This is a genomic window from Bradyrhizobium sp. ARR65, assembly GCF_000472385.1.
GTDB lineage: Bacteria > Pseudomonadota > Alphaproteobacteria > Rhizobiales > Xanthobacteraceae > Bradyrhizobium.
This window is the reverse complement of record NZ_AWZU01000023.1, coordinates 97,076-113,074: the sequence shown is the minus strand read 5'-3', so window position 1 is coordinate 113,074 and position 15,999 is coordinate 97,076. Positions and strand designations below refer to the sequence as shown.

Here is a 15,999-nt window from a genome sequence, read left to right as displayed (position 1 = left end):
AAAACAGAAATATTTTTGCGCGAGGAACTGGACAGGATCTTTGGGTCGGCGCCCGTCGGGCGAATCCTTTAAGTCATCCGCTCGCCAAGCGCCTTGGCAACGTTGCGGAAGTGCTCAAGTGCGGTTTCGAGGCTTTCGACCACCTCGGCTGCCGCTTCGTCCGGGGAGGGAAGCAGGTCGGGATCGTCGAGGGCGTGGTCCTTGAGCCAGAAGATATCGAGATTGACCTTGTCGCGCGCGAGCAACGCGGCGAGTGGAAAGCGCCTGCACTTGTCGGTCTCCTCGCGTTTGATGCGTCCGCCTGAGCGATAGCAAGCAACAAAATCGTCAAGATCGGCGCGAACCATGGGACGCTCCTTCAGTGTGAAGCGCTGATTGGTCCGCAAATCGTAGATCCACAACTCCTTCGTTGCGGCTTCTTCAGAGGGAGGCTTCTTGTCGAAGAACAGGACGTTTGCCTTCACGCCCTGCTTGTAAAAAATGCCCGTCGGCAATCGCAGCAAGGTGTGAAAGTCGAAATTGTTGAGCAGCCGGCGGCGGATCGTTTCGCCGGCGCCGCCTTCGAACAGGACGTTATCCGGGAGCACAACGGCGGCTTCACCATTCGGCGCCAGCACCGTCATGATGTGCTGCAGGAAATTGAGCTGCTTGTTGGACGTGGTGACGAAGAAATCCTGACAGTCGTAATCCTCCCGTTCGCCGCGCGATCTCGGGCGCTCTTGTGCTTCTTCATGTGCTCCCAGGCGGCAAGCAGAAATCCGGCGGTACCGCAGGCCGGATCATGCACCGTCTGATGCGGCTTTGGATCGACCACCTCCACCATCGCTTCGATCAGCGGACGCGGCGTGAAATATTGGCCGGCGCCTGACTTCACGTCCTCGGCGTTGCGGGCGAGCAGTCCTTCGTAGATGCTGCCTTTCACATCGACCGGCAATCCAAGCCAAGTCTCGCTGTCAATCAATCCGACCAGACGCTTGAGCTTGGCCGGGTCCTGAATCTCGCTCTGCGCCTTCAGGAAGATCGCGCCGATGATCCCGCTTTGCTTCGAGAGCCGATCCAGCAGTTTTGCGTAGGTGGCGCTGAGCGCTTCGCCGGACAGATCCTTGATGTCTTCCCAGTGCGCGCCCTCCGGCAGCATCGAAGCTTCGCCGATCTGGGTGACACGCTCCTCGTCCATCTTCAGGAACAGGAGATAGGAAATCTGGCTGATATAGGCTTGATACGAGACGCCCTGATCGCGCAGCACATGCGCGAAATTCCAGACTTTTGCGACGAGGCTTTGTCCGTTCATTCTGCGCTTCCGACGAAAGGATTGACGATGGCGAGCCCGCCGATATTACGGCCGTTCTGCATGTCTTCAGTGAACAGCGTGTCGCATCCGGCCTCGATCGCCGAAGCGACGATCAGCGCATCATAAAACGAGAGTCGGTGATCGCGCGCGAGTGCAAGAGCCGCGCGGTGGGTCGTGGCGGTTAGCGGCAGCGCCGGATCAAGCGCGTTGTCAACGTCGTTGAGAACGAGCTCGATGTCGCCCCAGCTTCGACCCTGCTTCTTGTGCAACACATTCGCGAGCTCGTTGAGGACCTGCACGCTGATCGTGCCGCCCTTGTCGATCAGCCCTTGCGAGATTTCAGCCTTGATCCCGGTTTGCTGCGCATAAATCAGGATATTGGTATCGAGAAACGCGCTCACCGCTCATTCGCCTCGTCGCGGTCGAACTTGTAGCCGGGCGGCGAGGTCCATTGCCGGGTGCGCATATTTTCGAGGGCCCGCTGGCGGCGCTGCTCCTTCGTTTCGACCTCGATTGTGCGGTCGTGGGCTGCGACCACGTCCAATTCGTCGCCCTCTTTCAACCCGAGCTGGTCGACCAGCGCCTTGGGCAGCCGGACAGCGAGGCTATTACCCCACTTGGAAACCTGCATCCGATCCTCCTGTATATCCAAATCGCGTTAAGTATATCATATAGTGGATATCATTTAGGATTTCAAAGGCCTTTTGGCGCCCGACTTTGCTGTTCCGTGCCTAGCGCGGGGCAAGCTCGGGTCGGGCCCAACGCGCGCCAGCAGCGCGCGGGCGGGTTCGTCGACAGGGTCTTGCGGGACAAGTCGGCCCTCGAAGGCGGCCTTCAGGATCGATTGTTTCAGCCGCGCGGCGTCGGCGGCCTCCGCGTCAAGCTGAGCAAGCGTGTCTGCGGAGGCCGACAGCGCGTCCGAGACTCGGCGGAGGATTTCCGCGGCTTCGGCCGGAGGCGGTATCGGCATCGAAAGCGTACTGATCTTCGATAGACTGATCGACGCCAGATTGGTCGTCTGTTTTCCTCCATCGATGAAGAAACGTCGACCCATCTCGTTCGCGTAGTGCGAAATGAAGCACGGGTTGAGCGCCCCATCGTGTAGGCGAACACGAAAGACGTAGTTCTGGTGAATCACATCCGGAAGGATACCGTCCCAAACCCAGCCACGTCCGATCTTGTCTCGATCGCCGCCCTCGTTCAGTAGTAGATCGCCCGATCGGAGTCGGAGTTTTTCGGCAGCAGTCCTTTCAACAGTAATCGTCTTTACTTCCGAAAGATCCACGTAGCCACGCTGCACGTTCGCGACGCGCAGATACGGCACGGTGACGGGATCGACCGGCTTGCGTTTCTTGTCGACGGTGATACCGCCAACGATTTCTCCGATTTCTCCCAATGTCGCCCAAGCCCAGCTCTTCGGAAGCTCCTGGAGAGAATGGCGATCGAGGGGAGCTCCATCTGTACTGCGGCGGCTTCCGTCTCTTGCGCGCGCTGCTCGGATTTTCGCGATACGCGCGAGGAGATCGTGACCAGTTTCGGAAACTGGATTGGCCGCACGCCAATCTTTGGTCAGCCCGCCAGTGACAGCCGCCTTCAGCAGCGCGCGGCGGAAGATGTCGAGTCCTTTCCGTGCTCGAGGCAGATCATTTGTCGAAGAAGACGCGCGGATCCGGTTCGGCCGGCGGATCGTCCGGAGCACCTTCGGGGAGGAAGTCCCGGCCGCCAAGTTCATCGAGACGGGCGAACCACGCGTCCGCGTCGAAAGGCTGCATCTGGTTGAGCACCAGCACCGAGCGGTCGATTTGGTCCGGCGTATAGGTGAAATCAGCATCCAGCTTCTCGTAGCGCTCGGCACGCGTGCGCTTGTCGCGGACCGGCAGGTCATATCCCGCTTTCACCGTGCTGCCGCGTTCGGAGATTTCGGTCCGGATACGGAAGATTTCGAAACCGACGTTCACGCCGTCGACGACGGAGCGCTCATACGGATATTGCGCGACCAGATTTTTGCCGAAGAAGCCAAGAGTGTGCAGCGAGGGCGTGGCCGTGAGACCGACAATGAATGCATCGAAATATTCCAGCACCTGCCGCCAGGTGCCGTAGATCGAGCGATGGCACTCGTCTGTAATGATCAGATCGAATGACTCGATCGGAATCGACCGATTATAGGAAACGAGCCGCTCGACCTCGGCCCTCGATATTTCGAATGACGATGCCTCTTCCTCATCCTCCGACAGCTCTTTGCCGGTGAGGACAGAGTAGACGCGCTGAATCGTCGCGATCACAATCTGTGCGTCCTTGTCGAGGCCTGCCGGCCCCAGCTTCTGCACGTTGTAGATCTCGGAAAAAGACCGCCCGGTGCCGGGCGGCCGATAGGCGAGATATTCGTCGCGCGTTTGCCGCACGAGATTGGCGCGGTCGGCCAGGAAGAGGATGCGCCTGAACCCGGCATGCGCCAGCAGGCGATAGCTCAAGGTGCAGGCCGTGAAGGTCTTGCCGGCGCCGGTTGCCATCTGTACCAGCGCCCGCTGGCGATTCCGGCCCATGGATTTTTCGAGCGCCGACACTGCATCGATCTGACAGGCGCGCAATCCGTCGGCGATCAGGGGAGGCATCGACGCAAGCCTGCCGCGCAGGGTGGCTGGTTCCTTCAGCCATCGTTCCAGGGTCTCGGGCCTGTGAAAGGTGAAGAGGCGACGCGATGCTGGATCGGGATCGGCGTGGTCGCGGAATATCGTCTCGGTGCCCGACGAGACATATTCAAAGCGGACCTGGCCCTCTTCGCGAACCAAGTTCGGCGGTACGTCGGCGATGTAGCGAGCAGCTTGCTCGGAGTAGCCCGATAGAGTCGTTCCTTCCGACTTGGCCTCAATCACGCCGCAGAGCTTGCGACCGACAAACAAACCGTAGTCCACCGGACCAGAGGCGGTCTGAAACTCTCGCATGGCCACGCCCAGTCCTGCCCCAAGGTTCATCTCGGCCTTGGACTGGATGATCCACCCGCAGCCAGCGAGCTGCTTGTCGATCAGTGACCGGGCCTTGTCCTCGGGATGAAAGGCGAATTCATTCATTGATCAACTTCTAGGCGAACCTGAGTGATACCGGAAGCCCCTTTGCGGCGTGCCGGGCCGGTTCGGGGCTTGCTTGGCTCGCGGAAGCTGCGGGTTTGGCTATGGCGTCCCCGAGAAAATCCACACCAGGGAGAATCTGCGCTTGGGCCTTTCAAATGGACGGCTGAGACTTGGATCAGCCGCGATAGCGCAGCGTCTCAACCAGCAGCGCAATCTGGCCGTATTGGCTCGGACATGTACTTGATCCATCGACGTCCTCGCGCCACTTGGAGCATGAGCCGGAAAAGTGGAAACTGGTTTTCCCTTAGCTAATAAACGCGAAGCGTTCGCGCGGATGTCATGCTCAAACAAAAAGATGAGATCATGATCCGATTCCGTCTGATCGGATTATGATCTGGATGGAAGCCAGCATTGTGATCACAATACGGGGGAGGGCGCTGAGGGAGGTTGAGTGAATATGGACAGCGTGACACCGACCTCGATTGAGATGGGCGGGAAGGTATCGCCCGTCGTGTTTCGGGCAGCCATCTATCTTGTTGCCTTTATTACTGGCGCGATCGTGATGAGTTTCGAAATGCTCGGCTCGCGTTATCTCAACCCCTATTTCGGCAACGGCATCTACACCTGGGCGGCGCTGATCTCGACGGTGCTGGCGGCGCTGACAGCAGGCTATTTCCTCGGCGGCGTCATCGCCGATCGCACGGTATCGGCGGCCGTCCTCGGTGCGATCGTTGGCGTTGCGTCCGTCTACCTGCTGGCGCTGCCAAGCTTTGCCGACGCGATATTGCGCTTTGTTCTCGACAACGTCGACAATGTGCGCCTCGGTAGCCTTTGCTCCGCCCTCGCGATTATGTTCCTGCCGGTGATGCTGCTCGGCGTCTATTCGCCATTTGCGGTCAGGCTTGTGTTGCGCGCCACCCGGCGGTCCGGGACCGTCTCGGGCACCGTGTATGGCGTGTCCACCGCTGGCTCGATCGCGGGCACTCTTGGCACGACATTTTTCCTCATTCCGGCAATCGGGACGCACGCGATCACGCTCTGGCTTGGTGCTGTCGGCGCAGGCTGCGGACTGTCCTTGCTCACCTTCGATCGCATGCACCTGGCGAGAAAGGGTGTTCGGTCGACCGCCGGGCTCGTCCTCGCGGTCCTCCTGCTCGGCATTAGTCGCGCCTGCGCGGATGATCTCATCGACGAAAACGTGCGCGCGCAGATGCTCAAGCACAGCGACGGCCGCGTCGTGCATCTGGAAACCGAGTACAATGATCTCTTCATCGACAAGCAGGGATCGTTCCTCAGCCTGAGCAGCAGGTACAAGGGACGTCCCGATTACATCAACTCGCTCGTCGATCTCAAAGATCCCGACAACATGCCGGTCCCCTACAACCGGATCATGCCGGTGGCGCTCGCCTATCCGCGGGACACCAAGCGCATTCTGATGATCGGGCTCGGCGCCGGATCCATATCGACCTATCTGGGACGCGCCATGCCGGAAGCTCAAATCGATGTGGTGGAGCTCGATCCCGGCGTCATTGCAGCGGGCAAAAAGTATTTCGGGCTGCGCGAGACCGATAAGGTCCGATTCATCGAGAGCGACGGGCGTGTTTATCTCAATCGCCACAAGGATGCCTATGATCTCATCCTGTTGGACGCGTTTCGCGAGCTGGGCGTTCCCTTCCACATGCTGACGCGGGAGTTTTATACGCTCGTCAAGGAACATCTTGCTCCCGGAGGCGTCGTGGCATCCAACGTCGTCGCCAACACCAAACTTTACCTTTCGACCTTGGTCACCTTGCATACGGTGTTCCCGACCGTCGATGTTTATCCGGCCTGGAGCGAACCGAACGAGACACAGGCGATTGCGGTAGCAGTACCCGCTTCAAGGCCGGCCGCCGAAAGCTTGATGCAGCGCGCTCGTGTGCTGCAGGGGGAATACCGTTTCCGCTATCCGTTGCCCGTTCTTGTCGGCAGGCGCGTCACCGAGCTGTATACAGAGGGTGCGGACGTGCTCACGGATGATTTCGCGCCGGCCGACCTTTATCGGGTGACCCCCATCAGAGTGCCCAAGGATCCATAGAACGGCAGCTTTTGGCTCGAAGCCTCCCGTAGGAGAAGGGCAGGGCATATCCGCTCTGCCAGGTAGCTCAGGCGTCCACCTGCTCGGTCGGCGTCCGCCGTGGGCGGAACGGACCAACAAGCCGTTCGTTACTGCCTTCAAGGGCGGCGTGTCCGGAAAGGATGTAAGGCCATGAGGGCTCAGACCGCATTCGCCGTGCTTGCGATCGTCCTCGGCGGCAGCGCAATCTCGCAGGCGCAACCGAACGCGCAAGGCGCGGTTGAGCTGAGCAACGGCACAAAGGTGCCGCAGAACCCATCGTTGCCGAAGCTCAACCTCACAAACGCCCAGCGCGAGCAGATTCGCAAGACCGTGCTGACCGAGCACACCGAGATCGAGTTCCGGCAAAAGACCACCAAGCCAGCCGAGAACTTTACACCTGCTGTTGGTGCGGCACTTCCAAAGGGCGTCAAGGCTCAATCGCTGCCAAGACAAGTTCTGTCGCAAATGCCGGAATTGCGTGACTACCTGTATGTGAAAATGAAGAATCAGGTGCTGATCGTGAACGGCATGACCAACAAGATCGTGGACATGTTCCCGGAGACGCAGCCGCTCTCTTAGACTAGCCGCATTGGTTGGCCGTCCCGTAGCGGTCGCTTTGGCGAAGTCGCGGCGCCATCACGACTTGCCGCGCAGGACCTCCGCTGCAAAGGCCCTTGTGATGGGCCGCCCCAGGCGCAGCGCCTCGCGGTCGAGCAATTCGACCGTTTCGCGCGCGGCGGCGTAAGAGCGTTCAATCCTGTTGGCGAGGTAGCCGACCACTGCCTCGTCGACGGCCAGTTGGCGGTCGGCGCAAAACTTTACGATCAACGCGCGGAATAGCTGATCGTCCGGCGGCAGCAGCGACACCGTCGGCAGGGCGCGCAGCCGCGAGCGCAGATCGCGCAGCTCGACCTCCAATGCGGACGGCGGAATGCGAGAGGTCATCAGCACGAAGGCGGCGTCCTCCCGCGCCAGGTTGAGCAGGTGAAACAGCGCGCGCTCGTCGAAGTCTCCGGCGCGCAAATCCTCCACGACCAGCGCGCCGGTTGCCAGCGCGCCCGGAACATTGGCCGGCGTGAGCGCGTGCGCGGCGATCGAGCGCGCGCCCGACTGCTCGGCCCAGATCGCCGCGAGATGGCTTTTGCCCGACCCCTCCGACCCGACCAGCATCGTGGTGCGGTTGGGCCATTCCGGCCAAGCATCGATCAGCGCCAGCGCGGCCGCATTGGCGGGACCTTCGAGAAAATTGTCGCGTGTCAGGCTCTCTTCGTGCGGCAACACAAAGGCCAGTTGACGCGGATGAACGGGACTGGCCATCATTTCATTTCGATCGTGCTCATGTGCTGTGCCCACTCCACCAGATAACGGGAGACGGAGGCCAGCGAAAACACGGTGACGATGCCCATCAGGATCAGGTCGTAAGGGCCGGGGTGAAAGCCGAAGGCAAGCGAGGCCAGCACGAGGGCCGCCAGCGCGACCTGCGCCACGGTGTTGATCTTCGAAACCATCAGCGGCTTCATCGGAATCGGCTTGCCGAACAACCATGACACAATCACGGCAGAGACGATCATGATGTCGCGCGAGACCACCAGGATCACGATCCAGCGCGGGATCGCGCCCCAGATCCCCAGCGCGACATAGATCGAGACCAGCAGCGCCTTGTCAGCAAGCGGGTCCAGCATGGCGCCCAGTTCGCTCGCCATGTTGAAGTGCTTTGCCAGAAATCCGTCGACCCCATCGCTGACGCCGGCGATGACGAAAACGCCGAAGGCGATTTCCATCTGGTTGGAGGCGATCGCCCAGATGACGATCGGGACCAGCAGGATGCGGCCCAGGGTAATAATGTTCGGAATACTCACGCGGCGCTTCCCGGCAACCCGCCCGACTTGAAGGATCCGGCTTCTTTCCATGCTTAAGCCGGCTGTGATGTACACATAGTATATGCCGCCCGGCCTTGCGAGCCATTGCACCCGGCCGGAATCCGACGTAAGCGAGCCCAAACCCTAGAGCGCGAGGACGCGCTTTAGCCTATTGTCGAGCATGATCTTTTCGGAAAGCCGATCTCCAGCCTGCGGCCCAAGCCAGGGTCGGGCTCGTTTCCGAATGACGCTCCAGCGGAATTGGGCATGACCGAGCGCAAAAACGGCCTCACTTATGCAGATTCGGGCGTCGATATCGACGCCGGCAATCGCCTGGTCGATCTCATCAAGCCGTTGGTTCGCGCCACCGCGCGCCCCGGCGCCAATGCCGAGATCGGCGGGTTCGGGGGCCTGTTCGATCTCAAGGCGGCGGGCTTTGCCGATCCGGTGCTGGTGGCCGCGACCGACGGCGTCGGCACCAAGCTGAAGATTGCCATCGAAACCGGCCTGCATTCCGGGATTGGAATCGATCTGGTCGCGATGAGCGTCAACGATTTGGTCGTGCAGGGCGCGGAACCTTTGTTCTTCCTCGACTACTTCGCCTGCGGCAAGCTGGAGCCGGAGGCTGCCGCGGCGATCGTTGCCGGGATCGCCGAAGGTTGCCGGGAATCCGGCTGCGCGCTGATCGGTGGCGAGACTGCCGAAATGCCCGGGCTCTACAAGGACGGCGACTATGATCTGGCCGGCTTTGCGGTCGGCGCGGCCGAGCGCGGCCAGCTCCTGCCGCGCGCCGACATCGAGCCTGGCGATGCCGTGATCGGGCTTGCGTCGTCGGGCGTTCATTCCAACGGCTATTCGCTGGTCCGCAAGATCGTGGCGCAGTCGGGGCTCGGCTTCGATGCGCCGGCGCCGTTCTCGCCGGTGATGACGCTGGGTGGTGCGCTGCTCGCGCCGACCAGGCTCTACGTCAAATCGTGCCTGCGCGCGATCCGTGAGACCGGCGCGGTGAAGGGGCTTGCGCACATCACCGGCGGCGGGTTCACCGACAACATTCCGCGGGTCCTGCCCAAGCAACTCGGCGTCGGCATCGATCTGCCGCGCGTGCCGGTGCTGCCGGTGTTCAAATGGCTGGCGGAGCAGGGAGGAGTTGCCGAACTCGAGCTGCTGCGGACGTTCAATTGCGGCATCGGCATGATCGCGATGGTGAAGGCGGATGCGGTGGAAGCAGTCAGCGATGTCTTCACCGCGAGCGGGGAAAGCGTCACGCTGCTCGGCGAAGTGATCCCGGCCGCGGGCGAGCACCGCGTCGTCTACAACGGCCATCTCGATCTTTCACGGTGAGGTCCATGAAACGCCGTGTCGCCATCCTGATCTCCGGCCGGGGCTCGAACATGGCCGCGCTGATCAAGGCCGCGGCCGCGGAGGATTTTCCGGCGGAGATTGCGGTGGTGATCTCGAACCGGGCCGATGCCGCGGGGCTCGAAAAGGCCGGAAAGGCGGGTGTGCGGACCGTCGTCGTCGAGAGCAAGCCGTTCGGCAAGCATCGGGCCGGGTTCGAAGTGGCCTTGCAGGCGGTGCTCGACGAGCACCGGATCGAATTGATCTGCCTCGCCGGTTTCATGCGACTGTTCACGGCGGATTTCGTGCAACGCTGGCATGGGAAAATGCTCAATATCCATCCCTCGCTGCTGCCGTCGTTTCCCGGCCTCGATCCACATGGCCAGGCGCTGCGCGCGGGCGTGAAGATCTCCGGCGCCACCGTGCATTTCGTGATTCCCGCGACCGATGCCGGTCCCATCCTGATGCAGGGAGCGGTTTCGGTCAGCGATCACGACAGCGCCGATACGCTGTCCGAGCGGATCCTCGAAGTCGAGCACCGCATCTATCCCGACGCGCTCAGATTGCTGGCGAGTGGCCAGGTTCGACTCGAGGGCGACATCTGCAAGACGGTGGCGAGCGCGGCTGCCGGCAATTTCCTGATTTCGCCCGTCGTCGGCGAATGAGCGGTACCGCCGGAAACAAAATCCCCCGACACAAGGGCCGGGGGTAATCATGATCGAGTGCCGATCGCGATGCAGTTTCGAGCATGATCCGGAAACGTGGAAACCGGCTTTCCGAAAAGATCATGCTCAGGCAAAGAGATTAGATCATGATCCGACTACGTGTAATCGGATCATGATCTAAGAGACCTTCAGGTTTTCCGCTGACGTCTTGCCGCGATTTTCCACGAGGTCATATTCCACGACCTGATTCTCGTTGAGGGTGGTCAACCCGGCGCGCTCGACCGCCGAGATATGGACGAACACGTCCTTCTCGCCGCCGATCGGCCTGATAAACCCATAGCCCTTGGTCGGGTTGAACCATTTGACGGTGCCCTTATGCATCGCCTGTCTCCTGGTCTGGACGAAAAAAAGACGCGGTCACGCGATCAAGCGTGCCACGCCACAAACGGGCTTCCGAAAGTCTGCTCAATTTCCGGGTCTTCGGTATCAACGTCGCGAAATGCACAGCCTAACGGCCAATTCCGATTGCAGGGCGGATTGCAACACGAAATCTGCGCCTTCGCAAGGTTCTGGCGTGGGTTGCGGAATCCCCCTGTAACAATTTGGCACAGATGGCGCTGTCGCAGCGGAGGCGTAATGTATTGCAATCGCCTGGCGGCGCCGATCAACCCGGATTGACCCCTTCATGGAACTAGGGGCAAATCGGCCTCCGCGGCGCATTCAGGTGGTGACGCGAGGAGGGCGACGTCCCAAGCAGGGCGGTCAGGTTCGGGGAACACCAACCACGCGGCCGCGCTCGATGGCGAGCGCCATACGTCCGTGCTTGAGGGCCAGCGCGGCCTCGCCGAACAATTCGCGCCGCCAGCCCTGCAGCGCCGCCACATCGGCCTCATCGTCGGCCGCGATCTCCTCGAGATCGTCGACGGTTGCGATCACCTTGCTGGCAACGCCGTGGCGCTCCGATGTCATTCGGAGCAGCACCTTCAACAGCTCGACGGTGGCGGCGCCGTTGGCGGCCCCGCGGGGCTTCTCGAGCTTCGGCAGGCTCGCAAGATCGCGCGCCAGCCCGCGCTGCACCGCGGCCACGATCTCGGTGCCCCATTTGGAGCGCTCAAAACCCTTCGGCAGTGACCGCAGGTGCCCGAGCTTTTCCAAGGTCGTTGGTGCGTGGGTCGCGATGTCGCCGACCGCTTCGTCCCTCAGCACGCGGCTGCGCGGCACGTCCCGGCTCTGTGCTTCCTGTTCGCGCCAGGCCGCGACCTCCATCAGCACCGCCAATTCCTTCGGCTTGCGCACCCGCGTCTTCAGCCGCTCCCAGGCACGCTCGGGATGGAAGTCGTAGGTCTTGGGCGATGTCAGGATCTCCATCTCCGAGCTGACCCAGTTGTTGCGGCCACGTTTCTTCAGATCCGCGTCCAGGGCGGCAAAAACATCGCGCAGATGGGTGACGTCGGAGACGGCATAATGGATCTGCTCTTTGGTCAGCGGCCGGCGTGACCAGTCGGTGAAGCGGTGGGTCTTGTCCGGCCGATGCCCTGTAATGCGCTGCACCAATTGGTCATAGGCGATGGAATCGCCGTATCCCAGCACCATCGCCGCGACCTGGGTGTCGAAGATGGGATGAGGAATGATCCCGGCGCGGTGCCAGACGATCTCGATGTCCTGGCGGGCGGCATGAAATACCTTAAGGACCTTCTCGTTCCCCATGAGCTCGAAGAACGGCTTGAGATCGATATCGTCAGCCAGGGCGTCGATCACGACCGCCTCTTCGGGGCTCGCCATCTGCACCACGCAGAGCAGCGGGTAATAGGTGGTTTCTCGTAGGAACTCGGTGTCGACGGTAATGACCGGATGCCGGGCGAGGCGATCGCAGGCGGCTGCAAGTTCCGAGCTGTTGGTAATCACTTCCATAAAATGAGGCGTGCTGCCGAAAGTGCTGGTCTGTCAAGGGTCTCGCGACGAATTCGAGCCTTGCATTTAGGTCCCTGCGGCCCCCGATCGTGAGAGACGGAGCAGGAGCCACAGGCTGGGCCTGGATCTAGTGATCACGTACCCGTCGGGACTGTCGCCGGCCAGTTGGCACCGCCAGGACGATGACGCAGAGCGCAAGCATCGCCAGCCCCATAAACTCGAAAACCAATGCATCCACGGCAAATCCCCCAACAAACAAGCGAGATTTGTAAGGGGCCCGTTGACGATTTGTTAATTTGGTGTGCCGACGGTGGCGCCGGTCCCGCAAATGGTGGATGCACTGTTAATGCCCATCAGGTACCGCAAAATGTCTGGCACACCCGCTCATGCGGCTGCGGAGGCAGCTCGTAGTCGGCAAACGCCGGCTGGTCCTGGTAGGGCTTTGACAGCACCGTCAGCAGCTCCTCGAACGGGGCGTAGTCGTCGCGGTCCATCGCCGCCCTAATCACCGCTTCCACGCGGTGATTGCGCGGGATGAAGACCGGATTGACGGCGCGCATCGCTGCCTGCCGCTCTGGCGCCGATTGCGGCTCCTCGCCGATCCGCTGCCGCCAGCGCGCGAGCCATTCGTCGAAGGCTTCTGGCTCCGCAAACAGCTTGCGGATCTCCGGATCGAGGGTGGCGTCGCCGGCCGCATCGCTCAAGCGGCGGAAGGTGAGGGTGAAGTCGGCCTGGCCTCTGGCCATCGCATCGAGCAGCGCCTGTGCCAGCGCGTGATCGTCCTCGCGCTCGGTGAACAGGCCGATCTTGGCGCGCAGCCCGGCTTTATAGGCGACGTTGAAGATCTCGCCGAACTCAATGAGCGCTTCCTGCGCTTGCTCGACCGCCTTGTCCTTGTCGTCCGAGAACAGCGGCAGCAGGCATTCGGCAAAGCGCGTCAAATTCCAGAGCGCGATCCGCGGCTGGTTGGCGTAGGCATAGCGGCCGAACTCGTCGATCGAGCTGAAGACCTGGGCGGGATCGTAATGATCCATGAACGCGCACGGGCCGTAGTCGATGGTCTCGCCCGAGATCGAGGTGTTGTCGGTGTTCATGACGCCATGGATGAAGCCGACCAGGAGCCAGCGGGCCACGAGGTCGGCCTGGCGTGCGATCACGGCCGCAAGCAGCCCATGATAGGGGCGCTCGGTGCCGGCAAGCTCGGGATAGTGCCTGAGGATGACGTGGTCGGCCAGCCGTCGAACGGCATCGGTGTCGCCGCGCGCGGCAAAATATTGGAACGTGCCGACGCGGATGTGGCTCGACGCCACGCGGGTCAGCACGGCGCCAGGCAGGGCGGTTTCGCGCATCACCTGCTCGCCGGTGATCACGGCGGCAAGCGCGCGCGTGGTCGGAATGCCGAGCGCAGCCATGGCTTCGCTGACCACATATTCGCGCAGGACCGGACCCAAGGCGGCGCGGCCGTCGCCCCGGCGTGAAAACGGAGTGGGTCCGGATCCCTTGAGCTGGATGTCGCGACGAACGCCGTCTTTGTCGATGACCTCGCCGAGCAGGATGGCGCGGCCGTCGCCAAGTTGCGGCACGAACTGCCCGAATTGATGCCCGGCATAGGCCATGGCGATCGGATCTGCGCCCGTCGGCAGGGTCTTGCCGGAAAGGATTTCGGCGCCTTCCGGCGTTTCAAGCAGGTCGGGATCAAGGCCGAGTTGAATCGCAAGTGGCCGATTCAACTTGATCAGGCGCGGGGCTACCACCGGTGTCGGAACGACGCGGGCAAAAAAATTGCCCGGCAGCGCCGCATAGGTGTTTTGGAAGGGGAAATGCACCGTCATGACCCCAAGATAGGCACGGCACCCGGCTTTTTCGAGCCCAAACTCGCCTTACGGTCGTTGCCGCGAGGGTAAGGCTCGGCTAAACCCTGACCCGCGTTTCGGACCGGCTTTGGGCGTTCCGAGTCGCTTCCTCCGACAATCAGTTTTGGACGTTCCATGCACCGTTACCGCACCCACACCTGCGGCGAGCTCCGCGAAGGCCACATCGGCGAAACCGTTCGCCTGTCCGGCTGGTGCCATCGCATCCGCGACCATGGCGGGGTGCTGTTCATCGACCTGCGCGACCATTACGGGATCACCCAATGCGTCGTCGATCCGGATTCGCCCGCCTTCGCCGACGCCGAAAAGCTGCGCTCGGAATGGGTGGTGCGGATGGAAGGCAAGGTGCGCCGCCGCCCGGAAGGAACCGACAATCCGGAACTGCCGACCGGTCAGGTCGAGCTCTACGTCAGTGGCATCGAGGTGCTGGGCGCGGCCGCCGAACTGCCGCTGCCGGTTTTCGGTGAGCAGGAATATCCCGAAGACATCAGGCTTAAGTACCGGTTCCTCGACCTGCGTCGCGAGAAGCTGCACCAGAACATCATGACGCGGGGTGCGATCATCGATTCCATGCGCCGGCGCATGAAGGGAGCGGGGTTCTTCGAGTTCCAGACACCTATTCTGACCGCGTCCTCGCCTGAGGGCGCGCGCGACTTCCTGGTGCCGTCCCGCATCCATCCGGGCAAATTCTACGCTCTGCCGCAGGCGCCACAGCAGTACAAGCAGCTCCTGATGATGAGCGGCTTCGATCGTTATTTCCAGATCGCGCCCTGCTTCCGTGATGAGGACCCGCGCGCTGACCGTTTGCCGGGCGAGTTTTATCAGCTCGACATCGAGATGAGCTTTGTCACGCAGGAGGACGTGTTCGCGGCCATGGAGCCGGTGATCACGGGCGTGTTCGAGGAATTTGCGAAAGGCAAGCCGGTGACCAAGGGCTGGCCGAAAATTCCTTTCGCGGAAGCGATCCGCAAATATGGCACCGACAAGCCCGACCTGCGCAACCCGATCGTAATGCAGGACGTCTCCGAGCACTTCCGCGGCTCCGGCTTCAAGGTATTCGCCCGCATGCTCGAAGAACCCAAGAACCAGGTCTGGGCCATACCGGGGCGTGGCGGCGGCAGCCGCGCGTTCTGCGACCGCATGAACTCCTGGGCGCAGGGTGAGGGCCAGCCGGGTCTTGGCTACATCATGTGGCGCGAAGGCAATGAGGGCGCAGGTCCACTTGCCAACAACGTCGGGCCCGAACGCACCGCAGCGATCCGCCAGCAGCTTGGCCTGAGCGAGGGCGATGCCGCCTTCTTCGTCGCCGGCGATCCCGACAAGTTCTGGAAGTTCGCCGGCCTTGCCCGCACGAAGGTCGGCGAAGAGTTGAACTTGATCGACAAGGATCGCTTCGAACTCGCCTGGGTCATCGATTTCCCGATGTACGAATACGACGAGGAGGCGAAGAAGGTCGACTTCTCGCATAACCCGTTCTCGATGCCGCAGGGCGGGCTCGAGGCACTGCAGACGCAGGACCCGCTGACCATCAAGGCGTTCCAGTACGACATCACCTGCAATGGCTATGAGATCGCCTCGGGCGGCATCCGCAACCACCGTCCCGAGACAATGGTGAAGGCGTTCGAGATCGCCGGCTATGGTGAGCAGGAAGTCATCGACCGCTTCGGTGGCATGTACCGCGCCTTCCAGTACGGCGCGCCGCCGCATGGCGGCATGGCGGCCGGCGTCGACCGCATCGTGATGCTTCTCTGCGGCACCACGAATCTGCGCGAAATCTCGCTATTCCCGATGAACCAGCAGGCGATGGACCTTCTGATGGGCGCGCCCTCCGAGGCGACACCGAAGCAGCTCCGCGAACTGCACATCCGGGTCAACCTGCCGCAGAAGTCGTAGAGCGCAAT

16 protein-coding genes are annotated in these 15,999 nt (G+C 61.7%); 5 read left to right on the top strand and 11 right to left on the bottom strand.

What is annotated here, in order from left to right:
- Positions 1-68: 68 nt before the first annotated feature.
- Genes F758_RS52005 through F758_RS0124155 form a run of 6 tightly spaced genes read right to left on the bottom strand, consistent with a single transcriptional unit; the run spans position 69 to position 4,359 of the window.
- A complete protein-coding gene (locus F758_RS52005) occupies positions 69-623 on the bottom strand; it encodes an HsdM family class I SAM-dependent methyltransferase (protein ID WP_245286573.1) in 555 nt (184 codons plus the stop codon).
- Complete coding sequence (locus F758_RS52000; RefSeq protein ID WP_245286572.1) at positions 620-1,291, bottom strand: type I restriction-modification system subunit M; 672 nt, start codon at positions 1,289-1,291, stop codon at positions 620-622. Before F758_RS52000 ends, F758_RS52005 begins: the two co-directional genes overlap by 4 nt.
- A complete protein-coding gene (locus F758_RS0124170) occupies positions 1,288-1,692 on the bottom strand; it encodes a PIN domain-containing protein (RefSeq protein WP_024510288.1) in 405 nt (134 codons plus the stop codon). The genes F758_RS52000 and F758_RS0124170 overlap by 4 nt, the downstream gene beginning before the upstream one ends.
- Entirely contained in the window at positions 1,689-1,922 is a 234-nt protein-coding gene (locus F758_RS0124165; protein ID WP_024510287.1) for an AbrB/MazE/SpoVT family DNA-binding domain-containing protein, read from the bottom strand. The genes F758_RS0124170 and F758_RS0124165 overlap by 4 nt, the downstream gene beginning before the upstream one ends.
- Positions 1,923-1,976: 54 nt before the next feature.
- Complete coding sequence (locus tag F758_RS44470; protein WP_024510286.1) at positions 1,977-2,990, bottom strand: restriction endonuclease subunit S; 1,014 nt, start codon at positions 2,988-2,990, stop codon at positions 1,977-1,979.
- Positions 2,935-4,359 carry a DEAD/DEAH box helicase family protein gene (locus F758_RS0124155; protein ID WP_024510285.1) on the bottom strand — a complete coding sequence of 475 codons (1,425 nt, stop codon included), beginning with the start codon at positions 4,357-4,359 and terminating at the stop codon, positions 2,935-2,937. The genes F758_RS44470 and F758_RS0124155 overlap by 56 nt, the downstream gene beginning before the upstream one ends.
- A 457-nt stretch (positions 4,360-4,816) precedes the next feature.
- Between F758_RS0124155 and F758_RS46635 the strand changes: the two genes are divergently transcribed.
- Positions 4,817-6,433, top strand: coding sequence for a fused MFS/spermidine synthase (locus F758_RS46635; RefSeq protein WP_051387027.1), 1,617 nt, complete (start codon positions 4,817-4,819; stop codon positions 6,431-6,433).
- A gap of 195 nt (positions 6,434-6,628) precedes the next feature.
- Positions 6,629-7,033, top strand: a complete 405-nt coding sequence (locus F758_RS0124145; RefSeq protein ID WP_157450131.1) for a hypothetical protein — start codon at positions 6,629-6,631, stop codon at positions 7,031-7,033.
- Positions 7,034-7,090: 57 nt separating this feature from the next.
- On the opposite strand, the gene F758_RS0124140 is transcribed toward F758_RS0124145, so the two are convergent.
- Together F758_RS0124140 and F758_RS0124135 are read right to left on the bottom strand one after the other, a co-directional pair.
- Positions 7,091-7,771: a P-loop NTPase family protein gene (locus F758_RS0124140; protein ID WP_024510282.1), complete on the bottom strand. Its 681-nt coding sequence runs from the start codon at positions 7,769-7,771 to the stop codon at positions 7,091-7,093.
- Positions 7,771-8,313 (bottom strand): CDP-alcohol phosphatidyltransferase family protein, encoded by a 543-nt coding sequence (locus F758_RS0124135; protein WP_024510281.1) that lies wholly within the window; start codon positions 8,311-8,313, stop codon positions 7,771-7,773. The genes F758_RS0124140 and F758_RS0124135 overlap by 1 nt, the downstream gene beginning before the upstream one ends.
- A gap of 267 nt (positions 8,314-8,580) precedes the next feature.
- On the opposite strand from F758_RS0124135, the gene purM reads away from it, so the two are divergent.
- Both purM and purN read left to right on the top strand, forming a co-directional pair.
- Positions 8,581-9,654 (top strand): phosphoribosylformylglycinamidine cyclo-ligase, encoded by a 1,074-nt coding sequence (gene purM, locus F758_RS0124130; protein WP_024510280.1) that lies wholly within the window; start codon positions 8,581-8,583, stop codon positions 9,652-9,654.
- Positions 9,655-9,659: 5 nt separating this feature from the next.
- Positions 9,660-10,316 (top strand): phosphoribosylglycinamide formyltransferase, encoded by a 657-nt coding sequence (gene purN, locus F758_RS0124125; protein WP_024510279.1) that lies wholly within the window; start codon positions 9,660-9,662, stop codon positions 10,314-10,316.
- Between the two features lie 177 nt (positions 10,317-10,493).
- Here the strand turns inward: purN and F758_RS0124120 are convergent, their stop codons facing one another.
- From F758_RS0124120 to F758_RS0124110, 3 genes are all read right to left on the bottom strand, one after another.
- On the bottom strand, positions 10,494-10,697 hold the full coding sequence (locus tag F758_RS0124120; RefSeq protein ID WP_024510278.1) for a cold-shock protein: 204 nt from the start codon (positions 10,695-10,697) through the stop codon (positions 10,494-10,496).
- A 381-nt stretch (positions 10,698-11,078) separates the two neighbouring features.
- Entirely contained in the window at positions 11,079-12,227 is a 1,149-nt protein-coding gene (gene rnd / locus F758_RS0124115) for a ribonuclease D (RefSeq protein WP_024510277.1), read from the bottom strand.
- A gap of 353 nt (positions 12,228-12,580) precedes the next feature.
- Positions 12,581-14,059, bottom strand: coding sequence for a protein adenylyltransferase SelO (locus F758_RS0124110; RefSeq protein ID WP_024510276.1), 1,479 nt, complete (start codon positions 14,057-14,059; stop codon positions 12,581-12,583).
- Between the two features lie 156 nt (positions 14,060-14,215).
- On the opposite strand from F758_RS0124110, the gene aspS reads away from it, so the two are divergent.
- Positions 14,216-15,991 (top strand): aspartate--tRNA ligase, encoded by a 1,776-nt coding sequence (gene aspS, locus F758_RS0124105; protein ID WP_024510275.1) that lies wholly within the window; start codon positions 14,216-14,218, stop codon positions 15,989-15,991.
- Positions 15,992-15,999 lie beyond the last annotated feature (8 nt).